Source organism: Bradyrhizobium sp. WSM2793, from assembly GCF_000379585.1.
Classification (GTDB): Bacteria; Pseudomonadota; Alphaproteobacteria; order Rhizobiales; family Xanthobacteraceae; genus Bradyrhizobium.
Genome location: NZ_KB902770.1, coordinates 149,626 through 166,360 on the forward strand (window position 1 = coordinate 149,626; position 16,735 = coordinate 166,360).

The window sequence follows — 16,735 nt, forward strand, 5'->3', positions numbered from 1 at the left end:
GGCCTCGATCAGCGATTTCTTCGCCGTCCCTCGATAAGATCGAGAACTGCCATAGCGGCCTCAAGTACGTTGGTACCAGGTCCAAACACGGCTGCCACTCCGCTCCGAAGCAATTCCTCGTAGTCCTGCCGTGGCACGACGCCCCCGCAAACAACAATGATGCCGCCAGCGCCAGCCAGCTTCAACTCCCTGACAACCTGAGGAACGAGCGTCCTGTGACCGGCCGCGAGCGACGAGACCCCCAGAACATGTACCTTTGCCTGAACGGCCATCGCGGCAGCTTCGGCTGGCGTCTGAAACAAAGGACCGGCAACAACATCGAACCCCATATCGCCGAATGCCGACGCAATAACCTTCGCACCTCGATCATGACCATCTTGTCCTAGCTTGGCGACCATAATCTTTGGCCTCACGCCAATCACTTGTGACACTTCGTCGAGCCGCGAGACAAGATTGGTGAACTCGGGATCGTTTCCATAAGCAGGGCCATAGACACTCGAAACAACATCGGGTATCGCCTGGTGATCTCCAAAAGCCTGCCGCATTGCATCAGACATTTCGCCGACGGTTGCTCGAGACCTAGCGGCCTCAATCGCGGCTTCCAGCAGATTTCCCTCACCTAATTGCGCGACCCGGGTTAGTCGAGCCAACGCACTGGAGACGCCCTTAGAATCTCTCGACCGTTTGATATCGGTCAGGCGGCGAATTTGCGAAGCGCGCACAGTCGAATTGTCGATCTCCAGAATGTCGATTGGCTCCTCTTGTTCAAGCCGAAACCGATTAACTCCGACAATAACCTGATCGCCGCGATCGATCGCGGCCTGCTTGCGCGTCGCCGATTCTTCGATCAATCGCTTAGGCCACCCTGTCGCGATCGCGTTCGCCATCCCTCCCCGCTCTTCGACCTCCTCCATGAGTTGCCAGGCAGCCTTGACGAGATCGTCCGTCAGGCGCTCGACATAGTAGGATCCCGCGAGGGGATCGACGACGTCGGCGACGCCCGTCTCATGCTGAAGGATCAGCTGGGTGTTCCGGGCAATCCGAGCCGAAAACTCAGTAGGCAATGCGATGGCTTCGTCGAACGAATTTGTGTGCAGCGATTGCGTGCCGCCCAGAACGGCGGCTAAGGCCTCATAAGCGGTCCGCACGATATTGTTATACGGATCATGCTCCTGGAGGGACACTCCCGACGTCTGACAGTGCGTACGAAGCACTAAGGACGACTGCTTTTTAGGATTGAATTCCGCCATAACACGCGACCAGATAAGCCGAGCAGCGCGCAACTTCGCCGCTTCCATGAAGAAATTCATTCCGATAGCGAAGAAGAATGAAAGCCGCCCTGCAAAGTCATCGATGTTAAGGCCCTTGGCAAGAGCAGACCGGACGTATTCACGTCCATCAGCAAGCGTAAAGGCCAGCTCCTGGACGAGCGTCGCCCCCGCCTCTTGCATATGGTAGCCTGAAATCGAGATGGAGTTGAAGCGCGGCATGTTCTGCGCGGTAAACGCTATAATGTCAGCAACAATGCGCATCGATGGTTCCGGCGGATAAATGTATGTATTGCGGACCATGAACTCCTTCAGAATGTCATTTTGGACAGTTCCCGAGAGAGCTTCGCGCGGAATTCCCTGCTCTTCACCGGCGACAATGAAGGTTGCGAGAATGGGGATTATCGCTCCGTTCATGGTCATCGACACCGACGTTTCCCCGAGGGGAATGCCGTCAAAGAGGATCTTCATGTCTTCGACTGAGTCGATGGCAACGCCCGCCTTCCCGACATCACCTAGGACGCGAGGATGATCAGAATCATAGCCGCGGTGGGTCGCCAAGTCGAATGCAACCGACAAGCCCTTCTGTCCTGAGGAAAGGGCGGAACGATAGAATGCGTTTGACGCCTCTGCAGTCGAGAATCCCGCATACTGGCGGATTGTCCACGGTCTGCCAGTATACATCGTCGCCTTAGGACCGCGAACGAACGGCGACATGCCAGGTAACGTGTCCAGATGCTCGATCCCATCTAAATCAGACACCGTATAGATCGGCTTGACTTCAATGCCCTCCGGAAGCTTCCGCACGAGCGCGATGGGATCGCCTTTTAGTTCCTTCTCGGCAATCCTCTTCCATTCATCTGGAAATGACATCGACATTCCTGATCTCGCACCGGTTACCGACCTAATTGTCGACCACGCATCGCGGGCTACATGGCCTGCTTACGCAAATTCCAAGATCAGCGCGTCCACCGCCAGCGTCGCACCGGCGCTGGCGTGGATCTTCTTCACCGTACCGTCCTGTTCGGCACGGAGCACGTTCTGCATCTTCATGGCTTCGACCACCGCGAGCGTCTCGCCGGCCTTGACCTCCTGCCCCTCGGTCACCGCGATCGAGACGATGAGGCCGGGCATCGGACAGAGCAGCTTCTTGCCGGTGTCGGAGGCCGTCGTCACCGGCATCAGCCGGGCCGATGCGGCTTCCGCTTCGGTCCAGACATAGACCGGCACCTCGACGCCCTGATGCGCCAGACGGATGCCGTTGGCGATCGGGCGCGCCTGCACGGCGACGAAATGGCCATCGATGGTGCCCTGCCAGACCGGATCGCCCGGCTTCCATGGCGACTGCAACAGATGCGCGTTGCCGGCCTTGCCTTCGGCGTCGACGAAGCGGATCGCAATGGCCTCGCCCTCACGCGCAACCTCGAGCAAAATCTCCTGGCGCTCGAGCCAGACCGCACGGCGGCGTTCGCGCTGCATGATGCGTCCGCCCATCTGGCCCGAGATCTGGCGCTTGCGCTCCCCGAGCACGTGGTCGATGGCGGCGCCGACCGCGGCGATGCGCCGCGCGACCTCGCCTTCCGGCACGCGCACCGCAAAGCCCTTAGGGAATTCCTCGGCGATGAAGCCGGTCGACAGCCGGCCCTCGCGCCAGCGCGGATGATGCATCAGCGCCGACAGGAACGGGATGTTGTGGCGGATGCCGTCGACATAGAACGAGTCGAGTGCGGTGGCCTGCGCCTCGATCGCGGCCGCGCGCGAGGGCGCGTGCGTGACGAGCTTGGCGATCATCGGATCGTAGTGGATCGATATCTCGCCGCCCTCCTGCACGCCGGTGTCGTTGCGGATGGTGATGCCGTCCTTGCTGGCTTCCGCCGGCGGACGATACTTCACGAGCCGCCCGATCGAGGGCAGGAAGTTGCGGAACGGATCTTCGGCATAAAGGCGCGATTCCACCGCCCAGCCCGTGAGCGTGACGTCCTTCTGCGCGATGGCGAGCTTCTCGCCGGCGGCAACGCGGATCATCTGCTCGACGAGATCGATGCCGGTGACGAGCTCGGTGACGGGATGCTCGACCTGGAGGCGCGTGTTCATCTCCAGGAAGTAGAAGCTCTTGTCCTGGCCTGCGACGAACTCGACGGTGCCGGCGGAATCGTAATTCACGGCTTTTGCCAGCGCGACGGCCTGCTCGCCCATCTTGCGGCGGGTGGCTTCATCGAGCAGCGGCGACGGCGCTTCCTCGATGACCTTCTGGTTGCGGCGCTGGATCGAGCATTCGCGCTCACCGAGATAGATCACGTTGCCGTGCTTGTCGCCCAGCACCTGGATCTCGATGTGGCGGGGATCGACGATAAACTTTTCGACGAAGACGCGGTCGTCGCCGAACGATGCCTTGGCCTCGGCCTTGGCGAGGTTGAAGCCCTCGGCGACCTCGGCCGTCGAATGCGCGATGCGCATGCCCTTGCCGCCGCCGCCGGCCGAGGCCTTGATCATCACGGGATAGCCGATCTCGTCGGCGATCTTGACCGCGTGCTTGTCGTCCTCGATGACGCCGAGGTAGCCGGGCACGGTCGAGACCTTGGCCTTCGCAGCGGCCTTCTTGGATTCGATCTTGTCGCCCATCGCGGCGATCGCGCCCGGGTTCGGGCCGATGAAGACGATGCCGGCGGCCTCCAGCGCGCGCGGAAACGCTTCGCGCTCGGAAAGGAAGCCGTAGCCGGGATGCACGGCCTCGGCGCCGGTCTTGCGGCAAGCCTCCACGATCTTCTCGATCACCAGATAGCTCTCGGCGGCTGCCGGCGGGCCGATCAGCACGGCCTCGTCGGCCATCTCGACATGGAGGGCATCGCGGTCGGCCTCGGAATAAACCGCAACCGTCTGAATTCCCATCTTGCGGGCAGTCTTGATGACCCGGCAGGCGATTTCGCCGCGATTGGCGATCAGGATGCGTTTGAACACTGCTCTTCTCACAACGGCATGTTGTCGTGCTTCTTCGCCGGCGCTTCCATTTTCTTGTCCTTCAGTATCGCCAGCGCCCGCGCGATCCGCTTCCTCGTCGAATGCGGCATGATGACGTCGTCGATGTAGCCGCGCTCGGCGGCGATGAAGGGGGACAGGAAGCGGTCTTCGTATTCCTTGGTGCGGGCGGCGATCTTGTCGGGGTCGCCGAGGTCGGAGCGGAAGATGATCTCGACCGCGCCCTTGGCGCCCATCACCGCGATCTGGGCGGTCGGCCAGGCGTAATTCATGTCGGCGCCGATCTCCTTCGAGGCCATGACGTCGAAGGCGCCGCCATAGGCCTTCCGGGTGATGATGGTGACGAGCGGCACGGTGCATTGCGAATAGGCGAACAGGAGCTTGGCGCCATGCTTGATCAGGCCGCCATATTCCTGTGCGGTGCCGGGAAGGAAGCCCGGCACGTCGACGAAGGTGACGATCGGGATGTTGAAGGCGTCGCAGAAGCGGACGAAGCGCGCGGCTTTCCGCGATGCGTCGCTGTCGAGCACGCCGGCCAGCACCATCGGCTGGTTGGCGACGAAGCCGACGGTNCGGCCNGCGATGCGGCCGAAGCCNGTGACGATGTTCTTGGCGAANNTNTCCGCGATCTCGAAGAAGTCCCCCTCGTCCACGACCTTCAGGATCAGCTCCTTCATGTCGTAAGGCTTGTTCGGATTGTCCGGGATCAGCGTATCCAGGGACATGTCGACGCGACCGATGTCGTCGAAGCTCGGCCATTCCGGCACGCCGTCACTGTTGTTGGACGGCAGGAAGTCGATCAGGCGGCGCATCTGCAGAAGCGTCTCGACGTCGTTCTCGAAGGCGCCGTCNGCNATCGAGGAGCGCGTCGCGTGCACCGAGGCNCCGCCNAGCTCTTCGGCGGTGACGACCTCGTTGGTGACGGTCTTCACGACGTCAGGACCGGTCACGAACATGTAGCTGGTGTTCTTCACCATGAAGATGAAGTCGGTCATNGCAGGCGAATAGACGTCGCCGCCGGCACAAGGGCCCATGATGACGGAGATCTGCGGGATCACGCCGGAGGCNAGCACGTTGCGGCGGAANACGTAGGAATAGCCGGCGAGCGCGGCGACACCCTCCTGGATGCGGGCGCCGCCCGCGTCATANAGGCCGATGATGGGCGCCCGCGCCTTCATCGCCATGTCCTGGAGNTTNGTGATCTTCAGCGCNTGCGTTTCCGANAGCGAGCCGCCNAACACCGTNAANTCCTTGGCGAACACGAACGTCTTGCGGCCGTTGACGGTGCCCCACCCCGTGACGACGCCGTCGCCGGGCACCTTGTTCTTCTCCATGCCGAACTCGGTGGAGCGGTGCTCGACGAACATGTCGAACTCCTCGAACGATCCCTTGTCGAGCAACAGCTCGATACGCTCACGCGCGGTCAGCTTGCCGCGGGCGTGCTGCGCCTCGATGCGCTTCTCCCCGCCGCCGAGCTTTGCGCCGGCGCGACGTTGTTCAAGGGCTTCGATAACGGACATCGATTGGGCCAACTGGTCTACCGTTTTCGGGCGATTGGAGGCAGGTCGGTGCAAATGCCCTCATAGACTTCGGCAGCCATGCCGATCGTCTCGCCGAGGGTCGGATGCGGGTGAATGGTCTTGCTGATATCGATCGCGTCAGCCCCGATTTCGATCGCGAGACAGATTTCCCCGATCATATCGCCGGCATGCGGTCCGACGATCACACCCCCGACGATGCGACTGGTTTCGACGTCGAACAACAGCTTGGTCATGCCATAGGATGCGCCCGACGCGATGGCCCGGCCGGACGCGGCCCACGGGAATTTTGCCGAACGGATCTTCCCTCCGGATTCGGCGACATCACGCTCGGACTTGCCGACCCAGGCGATCTCAGGATCGGTGTAGGCGACATTGGGGACGATCTTCGCGGTAAAGACCGCCGGCTTCCCGGCAGCTACTTCCGCGGCGACGTGCCCCTCGTGAACGGCCTTGTGCGCCAGCATCGAACCGCCGACGACGTCGCCGATGGCGAAGACGTTGCGCGCCGTCGTTCTCATCTGCTCGTCGACCTGAATGAAGCCGTTCGAATCGATGGCAACGTCGATCCGTTCGAGGCCGAGCTCGCTACTGTTGGGAACACGGCCGGCCGATTGCAACACCAAATCGTACGATCGTGTCCGTACCGATGCGCCTGTGGTACCGACACTCACGCCGTCCGGCGTGATTTCGGCGGTTGATACGCTGCTTGCGACGTCGATATGCTCGAAGCGATGCGCGTTGCGCGAACGCCAGATCTTCACCGCGTCGGCATCCACGCCCGCCAGGATATCGGGAAGCCTTTCGACAAGATCGATCTTGGTGCCGAGCGAGTTGTAGACGGTCGCCATCTCCAGCCCGATGATCCCCGCTCCGATCACGAGCATGCGGCCCGGAATGCTTCGCAGCGCGAGCGCGCCGGTCGAGGTCACGACCCGCTCGTCCTTGGGAAGCACCGCCAGCTGCACCGCGCGCGAGCCCGTGGCGATGATGCATTGACCAAATTCAATTTGCTGCGATCCTGCCCCCTCACCGACAATCTCGAGCCGCGTGGCGGAGGCGAATTTTGCGGTGCCGCGGATCACCGTGACGCGGCGCGCTGCCGCCATCTGGCTCAGCCCATCCGTCAGCTTCTTGACAGTGCCGTGCTTGAAGGCGCGCAGCTCCTGCAGATCGATCTGCGGCGCGGCGAAGCGAATGCCCAGGTCGGCGATCCGTTCGGCCTCCTCCTTGACGGCCGCAACATGAAGCAGCGCCTTCGACGGGATACATCCGACGTTCAGGCAAACTCCGCCCAAGGTGCCGTAGCGTTCGACGATCGCGGTCCTCAGTCCAAGATCTGCTGCCCGAAAAGCTGCTGAATAGCCGCCCGGCCCGCCTCCGATCACGACGAGATCGTAGCGTGCATGATCTGTTGCACGCTGGCCAGCATCGGCCTGATCCGCCGAGACCGCCTCGCTTTGCGGGCCCGCTTTGTCCGACGCCGACGCCGTGCCAATCATGGTGCCTTGAGACACCTTGTCTCCAACGCGTAGCGAAATGCTCGTGATCACCCCTGCAATCGGCGACGGAATCTCCAGCGTCGCCTTGTCGGATTCCACGGTGATCAACGCCTGCTCTCGCGCGACGACGTCGCCCGCCCTGACGTGGATCTCGACGACTTCGACGTCTCGGAAGTCCCCGATGTCGGGGACCCGGATCTCCTCTGTCCGCATCTGCGTCCTCACAATGCGAAACGCCGCAGATCGGAGAGCACCGACGCGACGAAGCCCAGGAACCGGGCCCCGGCTACGCCGTCGACGACCCGGTGATCCCACGACAGACTCAGGGAAAGGACGAGCCGCGGTTCGAATTCGCGCCCATTCCAGACTGCCTCGGTGGCGGCACGACCGGCTCCGAGGATTGCCACCTCGGGCGCATTGATGATGGGCGTAAATCCCTGACCGCCGACGCCTCCCAGAGACGACACCGAGAAACAGCCGCCCTGCATGTCGCCCGACGCGAGCTGCCCCGCGAGCGCCTTGTCGGCAAGCGAGCGCATCTCGGCGGCGATCTGCCGAAGGCCCTTCTTATCGCAGTCCCGGATCACCGGCACGACCAGACCTTTCGGCGTGTCGACGGCGAAGCCGATGTGGACGTAGTGCTTGAGGATCAGTTCGTCGCCATCGAGCGATGAATTGAAGCGCGGGTACTTCTGCAGCGCCAAGGCCGCGGCCTTGATCAGCAGCGACACCATGGTGAGTTTCGCCGTGTCCTTCGCGGCCTCGGCATTGGCGAGCTGGCGGAAGGCTTCAGCGTCGGTCACATCCGCTTTGTCGAAATTCGTCACGTGGGGAATGACGGTCCAGTTGCGCGAGAGGTTCGCGCCGGTCAGCTTCTGGATCCGCGTCAGCGGCAGGCGCTCGACCGCGCCGTACCTCTCGAAATCCACTTTGGGCCGATCGACCGGCGCGTCGGGCGCAAGCGCCAGCGCCGGTCCCGACCGCGCCAGTCCGTTGACGAAGGCCGCCACATCCTCGCGCAGAATCCGGCCTTTGGGGCCGGTGGGCACGACAGAGTCCAGCGCCACGCCGAGCTCACGCGCCAAAGCGCGCACCGACGGCGACGCATGCGCAGCCCCGCTGGGCCGCGGCTGTTGTGCACGTGCTCGCGAACCATCGACTGGAGCGGCGGGCGCCGCCTGTGACAGCGCCTCCTGCTGCGAGAACCGTTGCTCCACCTGTGGCGACGACGCAGCCGCCGGCGAAGGCGCGGTGGATTCACCGCGACCTTCGAGGATCATCAGAACCGAACCTTGTGAAACCCGCGCCCCGACGTCGATCATCAGTTTGGCCACCGTGCCTGCGGCCGGGGATGGCACCTCCATCGTCGCCTTGTCGGACTCGATCGACAGCAACGGCATGTCGATTGTGACCTCGTCGCCGACCAACACATTGATCTCGACTACCGGAACATCCTTGTAGTCTCCGATATCCGGCAGAACGACTTCAATTGAATGAGACATGCGCGCTCCGCCCTCTGTCAGCGAGACCAAGGCGATGCAACGCCGGTCGGCAATTCGTAGCTGGCGATGGCTTCGGCGACCTGCTCACGCGCCACGTCACCCGATTTTGCCAGCGCCGACAGCGCCGCAACGACGATCTGCTTGCGATCGACCTCGAAGAAAGATCTCAGCGCGGCGCGCGTATCGCTGCGCCCGAAGCCGTCGGTGCCCAGCACCGTATAGGGGGCCTCGATGTAAGAACCGATCAGTTGCGGATACGCCCGGACATAATCCGAAGCCGCGACGATCGGCACCTTGCCGCCGAGGCATTGTGCGACGTGGCTCTCGACCGGGGTCGACAGCGGCGAGAGCCGATTAGTTCGCTCCACCTCACGCGCCTCTCGCGCCAGCTCGGAAAAGCTCGTTGCCGACCAGACTTCGCTGGGCACTTTCCATTCGCTTTGCAGCATCGCCGCGGCAGCGAGCGCCTCCGGAAGAATGGCGCCCGAGCCGACCAGCCTGATCTTCGCCGGCCCGTTAGCGCTCGGCAGAACCCGATAGAGTCCCTTGATGATGCCGTCGCGCGCATCGTCGGGCATCGAGGGCTGCGCATAGTTCTCGTTCATCGCCGTGAGGTAATAGAACTCGTCGTTGCCCTGCTCGAGCATCGACCGCATGCCGTGATCCACGATGATGGCCACCTCGTAGGAGAATGCCGGATCGTAGGCCCGGCAGTTCGGAACGGTCGCCGCCATCAGATGGCTGGACCCGTCCTGATGCTGCAAGCCTTCGCCACCGAGCGTCGTCCGGCCGGCCGTCGCCCCGATCAGAAAGCCACGCGCGCGCTGGTCCGCCGCCGCCCAGATCAGATCGCCGACCCGCTGAAAGCCGAACATCGAATAGTAGATATAGAACGGTAGCAATGGGAAGTTATGGATGCTGTAGGAGGTCGCCGCCGCGGTCCAGGACGAAATCGCCCCCGCCTCGGTGATCCCTTCCTCCAACAATTGACCGTCGATCGCTTCCTTGTAGTACAGCATCGAGCCGGCATCTTCCGGCTCGTAGAGCTGCCCTGCCGGCGAGTAGATGCCGACCTGCCTGAACAGGTTCGCCATTCCGAAGGTGCGGGCTTCGTCGGCGACGATGGGAACGATGCGCGGGCCGAGCGTCTTGTCCTTGAGCAAATTGGTGAACAGCCGCACGATCGCCATCGTCGTCGACGTCTCCTTGCCGTCGCCGCGCAACGCGAACTCCGCGTAGGATTGCAGCGGCGGCACCGGCAGCGTCGCCGAAGCGCGTCGCCGCACCGGCATGTAGCCGCCGAGTGCCGCGCGACGGGCGCGCAGATACTGAATTTCCGCGCTGTCTTCCGCAGGCGTGAAGAACTCCAGATTCTCGACCTGCTCGTTGCTGAGCGGCAGAGCGAACCGGTCGCGGAACGCATACAGCGCATCGACGTCGAGCTTCTTGGCCTGGTGCGACGTCATGCGCGACTCGCCGGCGCCGCCCATGCCGTAGCCCTTCTTGGTCTTCGCCAGAATGACGGTCGGCCGACCCTTCATGTCCTTAGCGGCAGCAAAGGCAGCGAACAGCTTCTTGAAGTCGTGGCCACCGCGCTTCAGGCCGTCGATATCCGCGTCCGACATGTGCGCAACCAGCGCCCGGACCTCGGGGTCCTCGCTGAAGAAGTTGGCGAGGTTGTAGGCGCCATCCTTGGCGCCGAGCGTCTGATATTTGCCATCGACGGTGTCGGCGAATTTGCGCAGCAGCGCATGCTTGCTGTCGCGTGCGAAGATATCGTCCCAGTCCGATCCCCACAACACCTTGATGACGTTCCAGCCGGCGCCCTGGAAGAGAGATTCGAGTTCCTGAATCACCTGGCCGTTGCCGCGGACCGGCCCATCCAGGCGCTGCAGGTTGCAATTGACGACGAAGGTGAGGTTGTCGAGATTTTCCCGCGCCGCCAGGGCGAGCCCGGCGATCGATTCCGGCTCGTCCATCTCGCCGTCGCCGAACACACCCCAGACGTGGCGACCAGCCGTCTGCACCAGGCCGCGATGCTGCAGATACTTCATGAACCGCGCCTGGTAGATCGCGCTGATCGGGCCGAGGCCCATCGACGCCGACGGCACCTGCCAGAACTCCGGCATCAGCCAGGGATGCGGATAGGACGACAGACCGGGACCGCTCAGTTCCTGGCGATACAGCTTGAGATTTTCGTCCGACAGACGGCCTTCGAGATACGCTCGTGCATAGACTCCGGGAGACGAATGCGGCTGGAAATACACCAAGTCCCCCTCCGACTCGGAGCTTGACGCGCGAAAGAAATGATTAAATCCGACTTCGAAAATCTCCGCGGCTGAGGCATAGCTGGCGACGTGCCCGCCGAGTTCCCCATAGGCCCTGTTGGCACGGACCACCATCGCGAGCGCGTTCCAGCGAATGATCGCCGTCAGGCGCGTCTCGATCGCGATGTTGCCGGGGTAGGGCTTCTGCTGCTCGAGCGGAATCGAATTGCGATAGGGCGAAAACGGCGGAGAGTCCGGCAGAACTCCAAGCTCCTTCGCACGCCGATCAAGCGCAGCCAGGATGTATCGCACGCGCTCGGCACCGGCGCTGCGGTGGAGCGATCCAAGCGATGCGAGCCAATCGGCGGTTTCGACCGTGTCCTGATCGGCGTTGACCGCCTTGCGTGGCGGATCGATGTGTGCAGTCATGCGTCGGGCTCCAGAAAGCCGGCACTTGGTAGCATCGGGTGCTATGGCACGTGCTGCTGAATACGGCCGCGTTCCGACGGATTGCCCGACTCCGGAGGGACGCCGAGGCTCGCGTCGCAGCATTCTCTGCTGTTGGTTTAATCAGCAAGTGATCGAACCGTGGGCCGCCTGACAGGTGCTTCCGCTTGGTCACGGCGCAACATGACGCATCACTAAGCGCTCACGCCGCAGGAGCGGGCATCTTGTCGCAGATCAGCGAACTCAACGGCTCGCCGCGACTAGTGACCTGACCTTTCAAAACAGCTAACCTCAGTTAACAGCAGGATCTGCATCAAGGCTTGACTGACTTGACGAATAGGCAGGATTGAAATGCCGCCCGAGACCGAGTTCGATCCGGATTTTGCGCGAATGGATCTGCCCGATCTTCGGATCAACTATGATCCGGTCGATCCGGATCAGTTCGATCGTCCCGTCACTTCATTCTGTCTCGAAACCAGCAAAGACAACGACGACCTACCGCTGCACTCACACCGCAAAGGCCAATTGGTCGTCGCATCTCATGGCTCGGTGATGTGCCGGGCGCCTGGCGGCTTGTGGATCGTACCTCCGCAAGGCGCGGTATGGATCCCGGCCGGCGTGCAGCACAGCAATTGCGTGGCCGATTTCGGCAAACTCTACACCGTGTTCATCGATCCACAGGTCAGCATGCTGCCGCGGACCTGCTGCACGCTGATGATCACGTCGCTGGTGCGCGAATTGATCCACCGCCTCTCGGTGTTCCCACCGCTCTATCCGCTGGAAGGACCGACCAGCCGTCTCGGCCGGGTATTGCTCGACGAACTCGTGCAGATGCCGACGACGGATGAAATGTATCTGCCGATCTCCCCCGACGCCCGTCTTCAACACCTCGCCACTTCCTTGTTGAATAATCCGGGCGACCGCAGCACGATGGACGAAGTCGCCTCGCGCTACGCAATGAGCGAGAGCACGTTCGCACGCTTCATCGCCAAGGAAACAGGGATGACCTTCGGGCGCTGGCGCCAGCGTCTCCACATTCTGATCGCCATGCAACGCCTCACGGCGGGCAGTTCGGTCCAGGCCGTGTCGCTGGAACTGGGCTACGAAACGCCCAGCGCGTTCATCACGATGTTCAAGAAGACGATGGGACAGAGCCCTCGCCGCTTCCTTGCCGAGCGGTCGCGCCTGATAAATTCGGACAGTTTGCCCTAGCTCGCACGTCCCTGCCTCGGTATTTGACGACCGCGACCCCACGACACTTTCGCGGGGCCGCACGGGACGAGCTCAGCGTTTGCTGTAAGGCGCAAGCGGATATTCGAGCGACGTTTCCGCGATGGCCTTTGGAGCCACCACCCGCGGCCTGCCTTTCAAACCCTGCAGCATCACCATCGAACAGTGGATGTTCTGGCCGGTCTCGTCGAACTTGGTGTTGTCGCCGTACATCAGGAAAGGCTTCATGTCGGTCGTCTTGAGCGCGCCGTGAATCGCTGGTGACTCCGGCGACGCCGCCCGCGTCACGGCATCTGCGACGATCTGCACCGCCTCGAACGCGCAGCCCGCATTGGCATCGAACCAGTCGCTCGGGTAGTCGGCCGCGAACATCTTCATGATCTTGTCGGTCTCGGTGCCCTTGGGATTGAGCCACAACGCCGACAGAACCGGACCGTCACCGTACTTTCCGAGCGCGTCGTGATACGCCTTGTCCGACACGCCGTTGGAGTTAGGCGAAAACACCATCTTGGGATCCCAGCCCTGCTTGATGCATTCGCGCGCGATCATGATCGCGTCGTTGACGCGCGTGACCGAGATCAAGGCATCGGCACCCGACGCTTTCGCCTTGGCTACTTCCACCGACAGGTCCTTGGCCTTCTCGTCATAGGCAACGTACTGCGCGATCTTGAGCGGAACACCTACCTCCTTCCACGCCTGATCGATGCTGGCCGCCGTCGACTGCCCCATCGTGTTGTTGAGATGGAGAACGACGGCGCTGCTCGGCGGATCCTTCAGCGTGCCGAGCACGGACTTCAGCTCGGCCAGCGATTGCCGCACGATGGTCAGCGACGTGGGGTAATAGCGGAACACTTGGGTGAAGCCCTGCGAAGTCACCTGGGTGGCGCTCGCGATGTGGACCACCATCGGCACCTTGGCGGCCTCGCAGGCCTGCAGCGCCGAAATGGTGGCGCCGGAATCCCACGCGCCGATCAGCACGGTGCAGCCCTGCCGGATCAGGCTCTCGGCGGCAATCCGGCCGTTCTCCGGACGGCTTTGCGTGTCGGCGTGAACGATCTCGATGTCGAGGCCGAACTTCTCACGCGCGAATTTGGCGCCGAGATCGATGCCGCGCACGCAGGCCTGACCGGGAAACGCCAGCACGCCGCTGCTGGGCATGATCGCTCCGACCTTCACTTTCGTGGTCGCCGCAAACGATGGCCTTGATACCAGGCCTGCCGCAATTCCCAATCCGCTTCCGACAATCGTCCGCCGCGTGATTCCGCTTCGCTTGGTCATCTCGATGTCCTGTTGCTGAAGGAGTGAACTGTATCTTGACTAGTAGCTTCGTAGGTTTGGGGAGCGACCGCCGACGTCAAAGGCCCATCTCGGCCTTGATCAGCTTTTCCTCGGTTTCGTCGTAGAGAGATGCGATCAACGACTGATAGCGCTCGTTGATCTGCTTGCGACGCTTCTTCCGCGTCGGCGTCATCACGCCGTTCTCGAGCGACAGCTCCTCCGGCAGAATGCGGAACGCCTTGATCTGCTCGGCTCGCGCCAGCCTTCCGTTGGCCTTGCCGATCTCCGCCTCGATCAGCCGGTTGACAATCTCGGAGGCTGCCAGGTCGGCGTAACCTGTGATCTTGTCGTCGCGCGACTTCGCCCAGTCCAGTGTGGCAGTAGCATCCACTTCGATCAGGGCGGTGAGATATTTTCGCCCCTCGCCGATGACCGCCGCTTCGGAGATGAAGGGGCTGTGCCTCAGCTCGTTTTCGATCTGAGTTGGGCTGATCGATTTACCGTTCGACGTGTTGATGATCTCCTTCTTCCGGTCGACCAGCTTGAAGATTCCTTCCGGCGACACTTCGACGATGTCGCCGGTGTAGAGCCAGCCGTCGCGAAGCGCGGCCTTCGTTTCGTCCGGCTTGTTCCAATAGCCCGCGAACAATCCCGGTCCACGGACGATCATCTCGCCGTCCTGGAGCACGGCGGTTTCCCAAGCCGGATCCGGCAACGGGACCCCGACGTTGCCGGCCTTCGGCCACTCCGCCATCTGCACCAGATTGGCACCGACCAATTCGGTCTGGCCGTAGCACTCCTTGAGCTGCAAGCCCCACAGCTGCCACAGCGACATCAGCTCGGACGGCATCGCCGCCGACGAGGTGAACGCGACCTTCAGCTCGTCGAAACCGACCTCCGCGAGCAGCGGCAGGAACACTTGCTCGCGGCAGGCCGCGAATAGTTTCGAGACGAAGGCGTCTTCGTGGCCGCCCTGGCGGTCTTCGAGCGCCCTGCGCGCGATCGTCATGGCGAGCGTGTAGTTCTGATCTCCCGCGCCGCCAGCGGGATGCACCTTGCTGAGAATTTGCGTCGCAAAACGCTGGTAGAACCGCGGCGGCGCCATGTAGTAGGTCGGCTTCACCTCTTTGATCGTCTGGGCGAAGTCCGCGGTCGTCTCGCCGAAATAAGGAACTGCGTCGGCGATCAGCGGCAACGTCGTCGCCTGCCCGCGCGCGACGGTATGCGACATCGGCAAATGCACCACCACCCGATGTTCCTCCTCGCGCATGCTGGGGCCGAACAGGGTGATGCAATGAACGCCGGCGAGAATGGAAAGGTGCGTCAGCATGGCGCCTTTGGGGTTCCCGGTCGTCCCGGACGTATAGCCGATGCTGACGACATCGGACGCCTTTGCTGTCGCGCTCTCCTTCTGCAGATAATCATGCGCATCGACGTCGTGTGCTCCGACAAAGTCGGCCAGCGACTTGATCGACGCCGTGGCCTCGCCGGTCCAATCCGGGTCGAGCACGATGATGCCGCGGAGCTGCTCGGCCTGATTGGAGGCGATCACGATGCGAAGCTGCTGCTCGCCGCCGACGAACGCGAACTTCGCGCCTGAATCCGTGAGACAGTAAGCCACTTCTTCAGGTGACGAGGTGAAGTACACGCCTACCATGACGCCGCCGGCGCACATCGTGGCCATGTCGGCGATCAACCATTCCTCGGACGAATCGCCCATGATCGCGACCCGATCGCCGCGCTCGAGACCAGCACGCTGCAGCGCGCTGGCCAGGTTCACGACATGCTGCGCATAGGCGCCCCACGTCATGGCGGTCCAGGCGCCGTGACGCTTTTGTTGCACGGCGATCTTGTCGGGCCGCTCCGCAAGTCGCGCAGCCAAAAGTTGCGCGATGGTCGTATCGGCCAACTGGGCGCCGGATGTAATCGCAGCGACGTTCATCTCATCGCTCCGCGAAACGCTTGCGCTTGGCCGCGAAGGCGGCTACCGCCTCGGCCCTCTCGGGCGACTTGAAGGTCAACATCTCCAGCGCCGCAGAAGTGTCGAGCAGCAGGTGGGCATACTGCTTGATGATCTTATTGACGCTGTACTTGGTCCACACGATCGATTCCTTCGGCCCGCTTGCCAGCAGTTCGGCGTATTCGATCGCGGCATCGAGAACGTTACCGTCCGCGACCACCTCGTTGATCATGCCGATAGCAGCCGCTTTCTCGGCGGAGATGAATTCGCCGGTCATCAGATAGTGCTTCGCACGCACCGGCCCCATCAGCAGCGGCCAGATCACCGCGCCGCCATCGCCCGCGACAACGCCGGCATTAACGTGCGTGTCGGCGAAACGAGCTGTCGAGCTCGCATAGATCACGTCGCAGAACAGCGCGAGCGTGGCACCCAGGCCGACCGCGACCCCGTTGACGGCCGCGACGATCGGCACTTCGACTTCCAGCATGTTGCGGATGAGGTGGCGACCGCTGCGCGTCGGGGACGGCAGCGTCCCCTTATCCAGCGACTTCTGATCGCCACCGGAGCAAAATCCGCGGCCCGCACCGGTGAGAACGATCGCGTTGACAGAGCTGTCGTGATCCAGCTTGACGAAGACGTCTTCGAGCTCCTCGTGCATCTCCCAGTTGATCGCGTTGAGGATCTCCGGTCGGTTCATCGTGACGATCGCGACGCCTGTGGCGCGCTGTTCGACGATCAGGTACTTGTAGCCGTATTGCGACATTGAT

The 16,735-nt window shown here is 62.5% G+C and carries 10 protein-coding genes; 1 reads left to right on the plus strand and 9 read right to left on the minus strand.

The window, feature by feature from the left end; genetic code table 11:
• Positions 1-8: 8 nt before the first annotated feature.
• The 6 genes from scpA to mdeB all read right to left on the minus strand — a co-directional run bounded on the left by scpA (position 9) and on the right by mdeB (position 11,482).
• Complete coding sequence (gene scpA, locus A3AS_RS0105800; protein WP_018316652.1) at positions 9-2,147, minus strand: methylmalonyl-CoA mutase; 2,139 nt, start codon at positions 2,145-2,147, stop codon at positions 9-11.
• A 63-nt stretch (positions 2,148-2,210) separates the two neighbouring features.
• Complete coding sequence (locus tag A3AS_RS0105805; RefSeq protein WP_018316653.1) at positions 2,211-4,226, minus strand: acetyl/propionyl/methylcrotonyl-CoA carboxylase subunit alpha; 2,016 nt, start codon at positions 4,224-4,226, stop codon at positions 2,211-2,213.
• An 8-nt stretch (positions 4,227-4,234) separates the two neighbouring features.
• A complete protein-coding gene (locus A3AS_RS0105810) occupies positions 4,235-5,764 on the minus strand; it encodes an acyl-CoA carboxylase subunit beta (protein ID WP_018316654.1) in 1,530 nt (509 codons plus the stop codon).
• 17 nt (positions 5,765-5,781) lie between these two features.
• Positions 5,782-7,497 carry a dihydrolipoyl dehydrogenase gene (gene lpdA / locus A3AS_RS0105815; protein WP_018316655.1) on the minus strand — a complete coding sequence of 572 codons (1,716 nt, stop codon included), beginning with the start codon at positions 7,495-7,497 and terminating at the stop codon, positions 5,782-5,784.
• 8 nt (positions 7,498-7,505) lie between these two features.
• Complete coding sequence (locus A3AS_RS0105820; RefSeq protein ID WP_026201710.1) at positions 7,506-8,786, minus strand: 2-oxo acid dehydrogenase subunit E2; 1,281 nt, start codon at positions 8,784-8,786, stop codon at positions 7,506-7,508.
• Positions 8,787-8,803: 17 nt separating this feature from the next.
• The gene (gene mdeB / locus A3AS_RS0105825) at positions 8,804-11,482 is read right to left on the minus strand and encodes an alpha-ketoglutarate dehydrogenase (RefSeq protein ID WP_018316657.1); all 2,679 of its coding nucleotides are present in this window, start codon (positions 11,480-11,482) and stop codon (positions 8,804-8,806) included.
• A 369-nt stretch (positions 11,483-11,851) separates the two neighbouring features.
• On the opposite strand from mdeB, the gene A3AS_RS0105830 reads away from it, so the two are divergent.
• The gene (locus A3AS_RS0105830; RefSeq protein WP_018316658.1) at positions 11,852-12,712 is read left to right on the plus strand and encodes a helix-turn-helix domain-containing protein; all 861 of its coding nucleotides are present in this window, start codon (positions 11,852-11,854) and stop codon (positions 12,710-12,712) included.
• 72 nt (positions 12,713-12,784) lie between these two features.
• Here the strand turns inward: A3AS_RS0105830 and A3AS_RS0105835 are convergent, their stop codons facing one another.
• From A3AS_RS0105835 to A3AS_RS0105845, 3 genes are all read right to left on the minus strand, one after another.
• The gene (locus tag A3AS_RS0105835) at positions 12,785-14,008 is read right to left on the minus strand and encodes an ABC transporter substrate-binding protein (RefSeq protein WP_026201712.1); all 1,224 of its coding nucleotides are present in this window, start codon (positions 14,006-14,008) and stop codon (positions 12,785-12,787) included.
• 76 nt (positions 14,009-14,084) lie between these two features.
• Positions 14,085-15,950, minus strand: a complete 1,866-nt coding sequence (locus A3AS_RS0105840) for a long-chain fatty acid--CoA ligase (RefSeq protein WP_018316660.1) — start codon at positions 15,948-15,950, stop codon at positions 14,085-14,087.
• 1 nt (position 15,951) lies between these two features.
• Positions 15,952-16,731, minus strand: coding sequence for an enoyl-CoA hydratase/isomerase family protein (locus A3AS_RS0105845; RefSeq protein WP_007594449.1), 780 nt, complete (start codon positions 16,729-16,731; stop codon positions 15,952-15,954).
• Between the last annotated feature and the right edge of the window lie 4 nt (positions 16,732-16,735).

Coding starts and splice junctions, on each gene's coding strand:
- A3AS_RS0105840 (WP_018316660.1), bottom strand. CDS start 15,950: ATGAACGTCGCTGCGATTACATCCGGCGCCCAGTTGGCCGATACGACC.
- A3AS_RS0105845 (WP_007594449.1), bottom strand. CDS start 16,731: ATGTCGCAATACGGCTACAAGTACCTGATCGTCGAACAGCGCGCCACA.
- mdeB (WP_018316657.1), bottom strand. CDS start 11,482: ATGACTGCACACATCGATCCGCCACGCAAGGCGGTCAACGCCGATCAG.
- A3AS_RS0105820 (WP_026201710.1), bottom strand. CDS start 8,786: ATGTCTCATTCAATTGAAGTCGTTCTGCCGGATATCGGAGACTACAAG.
- scpA (WP_018316652.1), bottom strand. CDS start 2,147: ATGTCGATGTCATTTCCAGATGAATGGAAGAGGATTGCCGAGAAGGAA.
- A3AS_RS0105835 (WP_026201712.1), bottom strand. CDS start 14,008: ATGACCAAGCGAAGCGGAATCACGCGGCGGACGATTGTCGGAAGCGGA.
- lpdA (WP_018316655.1), bottom strand. CDS start 7,497: ATGCGGACAGAGGAGATCCGGGTCCCCGACATCGGGGACTTCCGAGAC.
- A3AS_RS0105830 (WP_018316658.1), top strand. CDS start 11,852: ATGCCGCCCGAGACCGAGTTCGATCCGGATTTTGCGCGAATGGATCTG.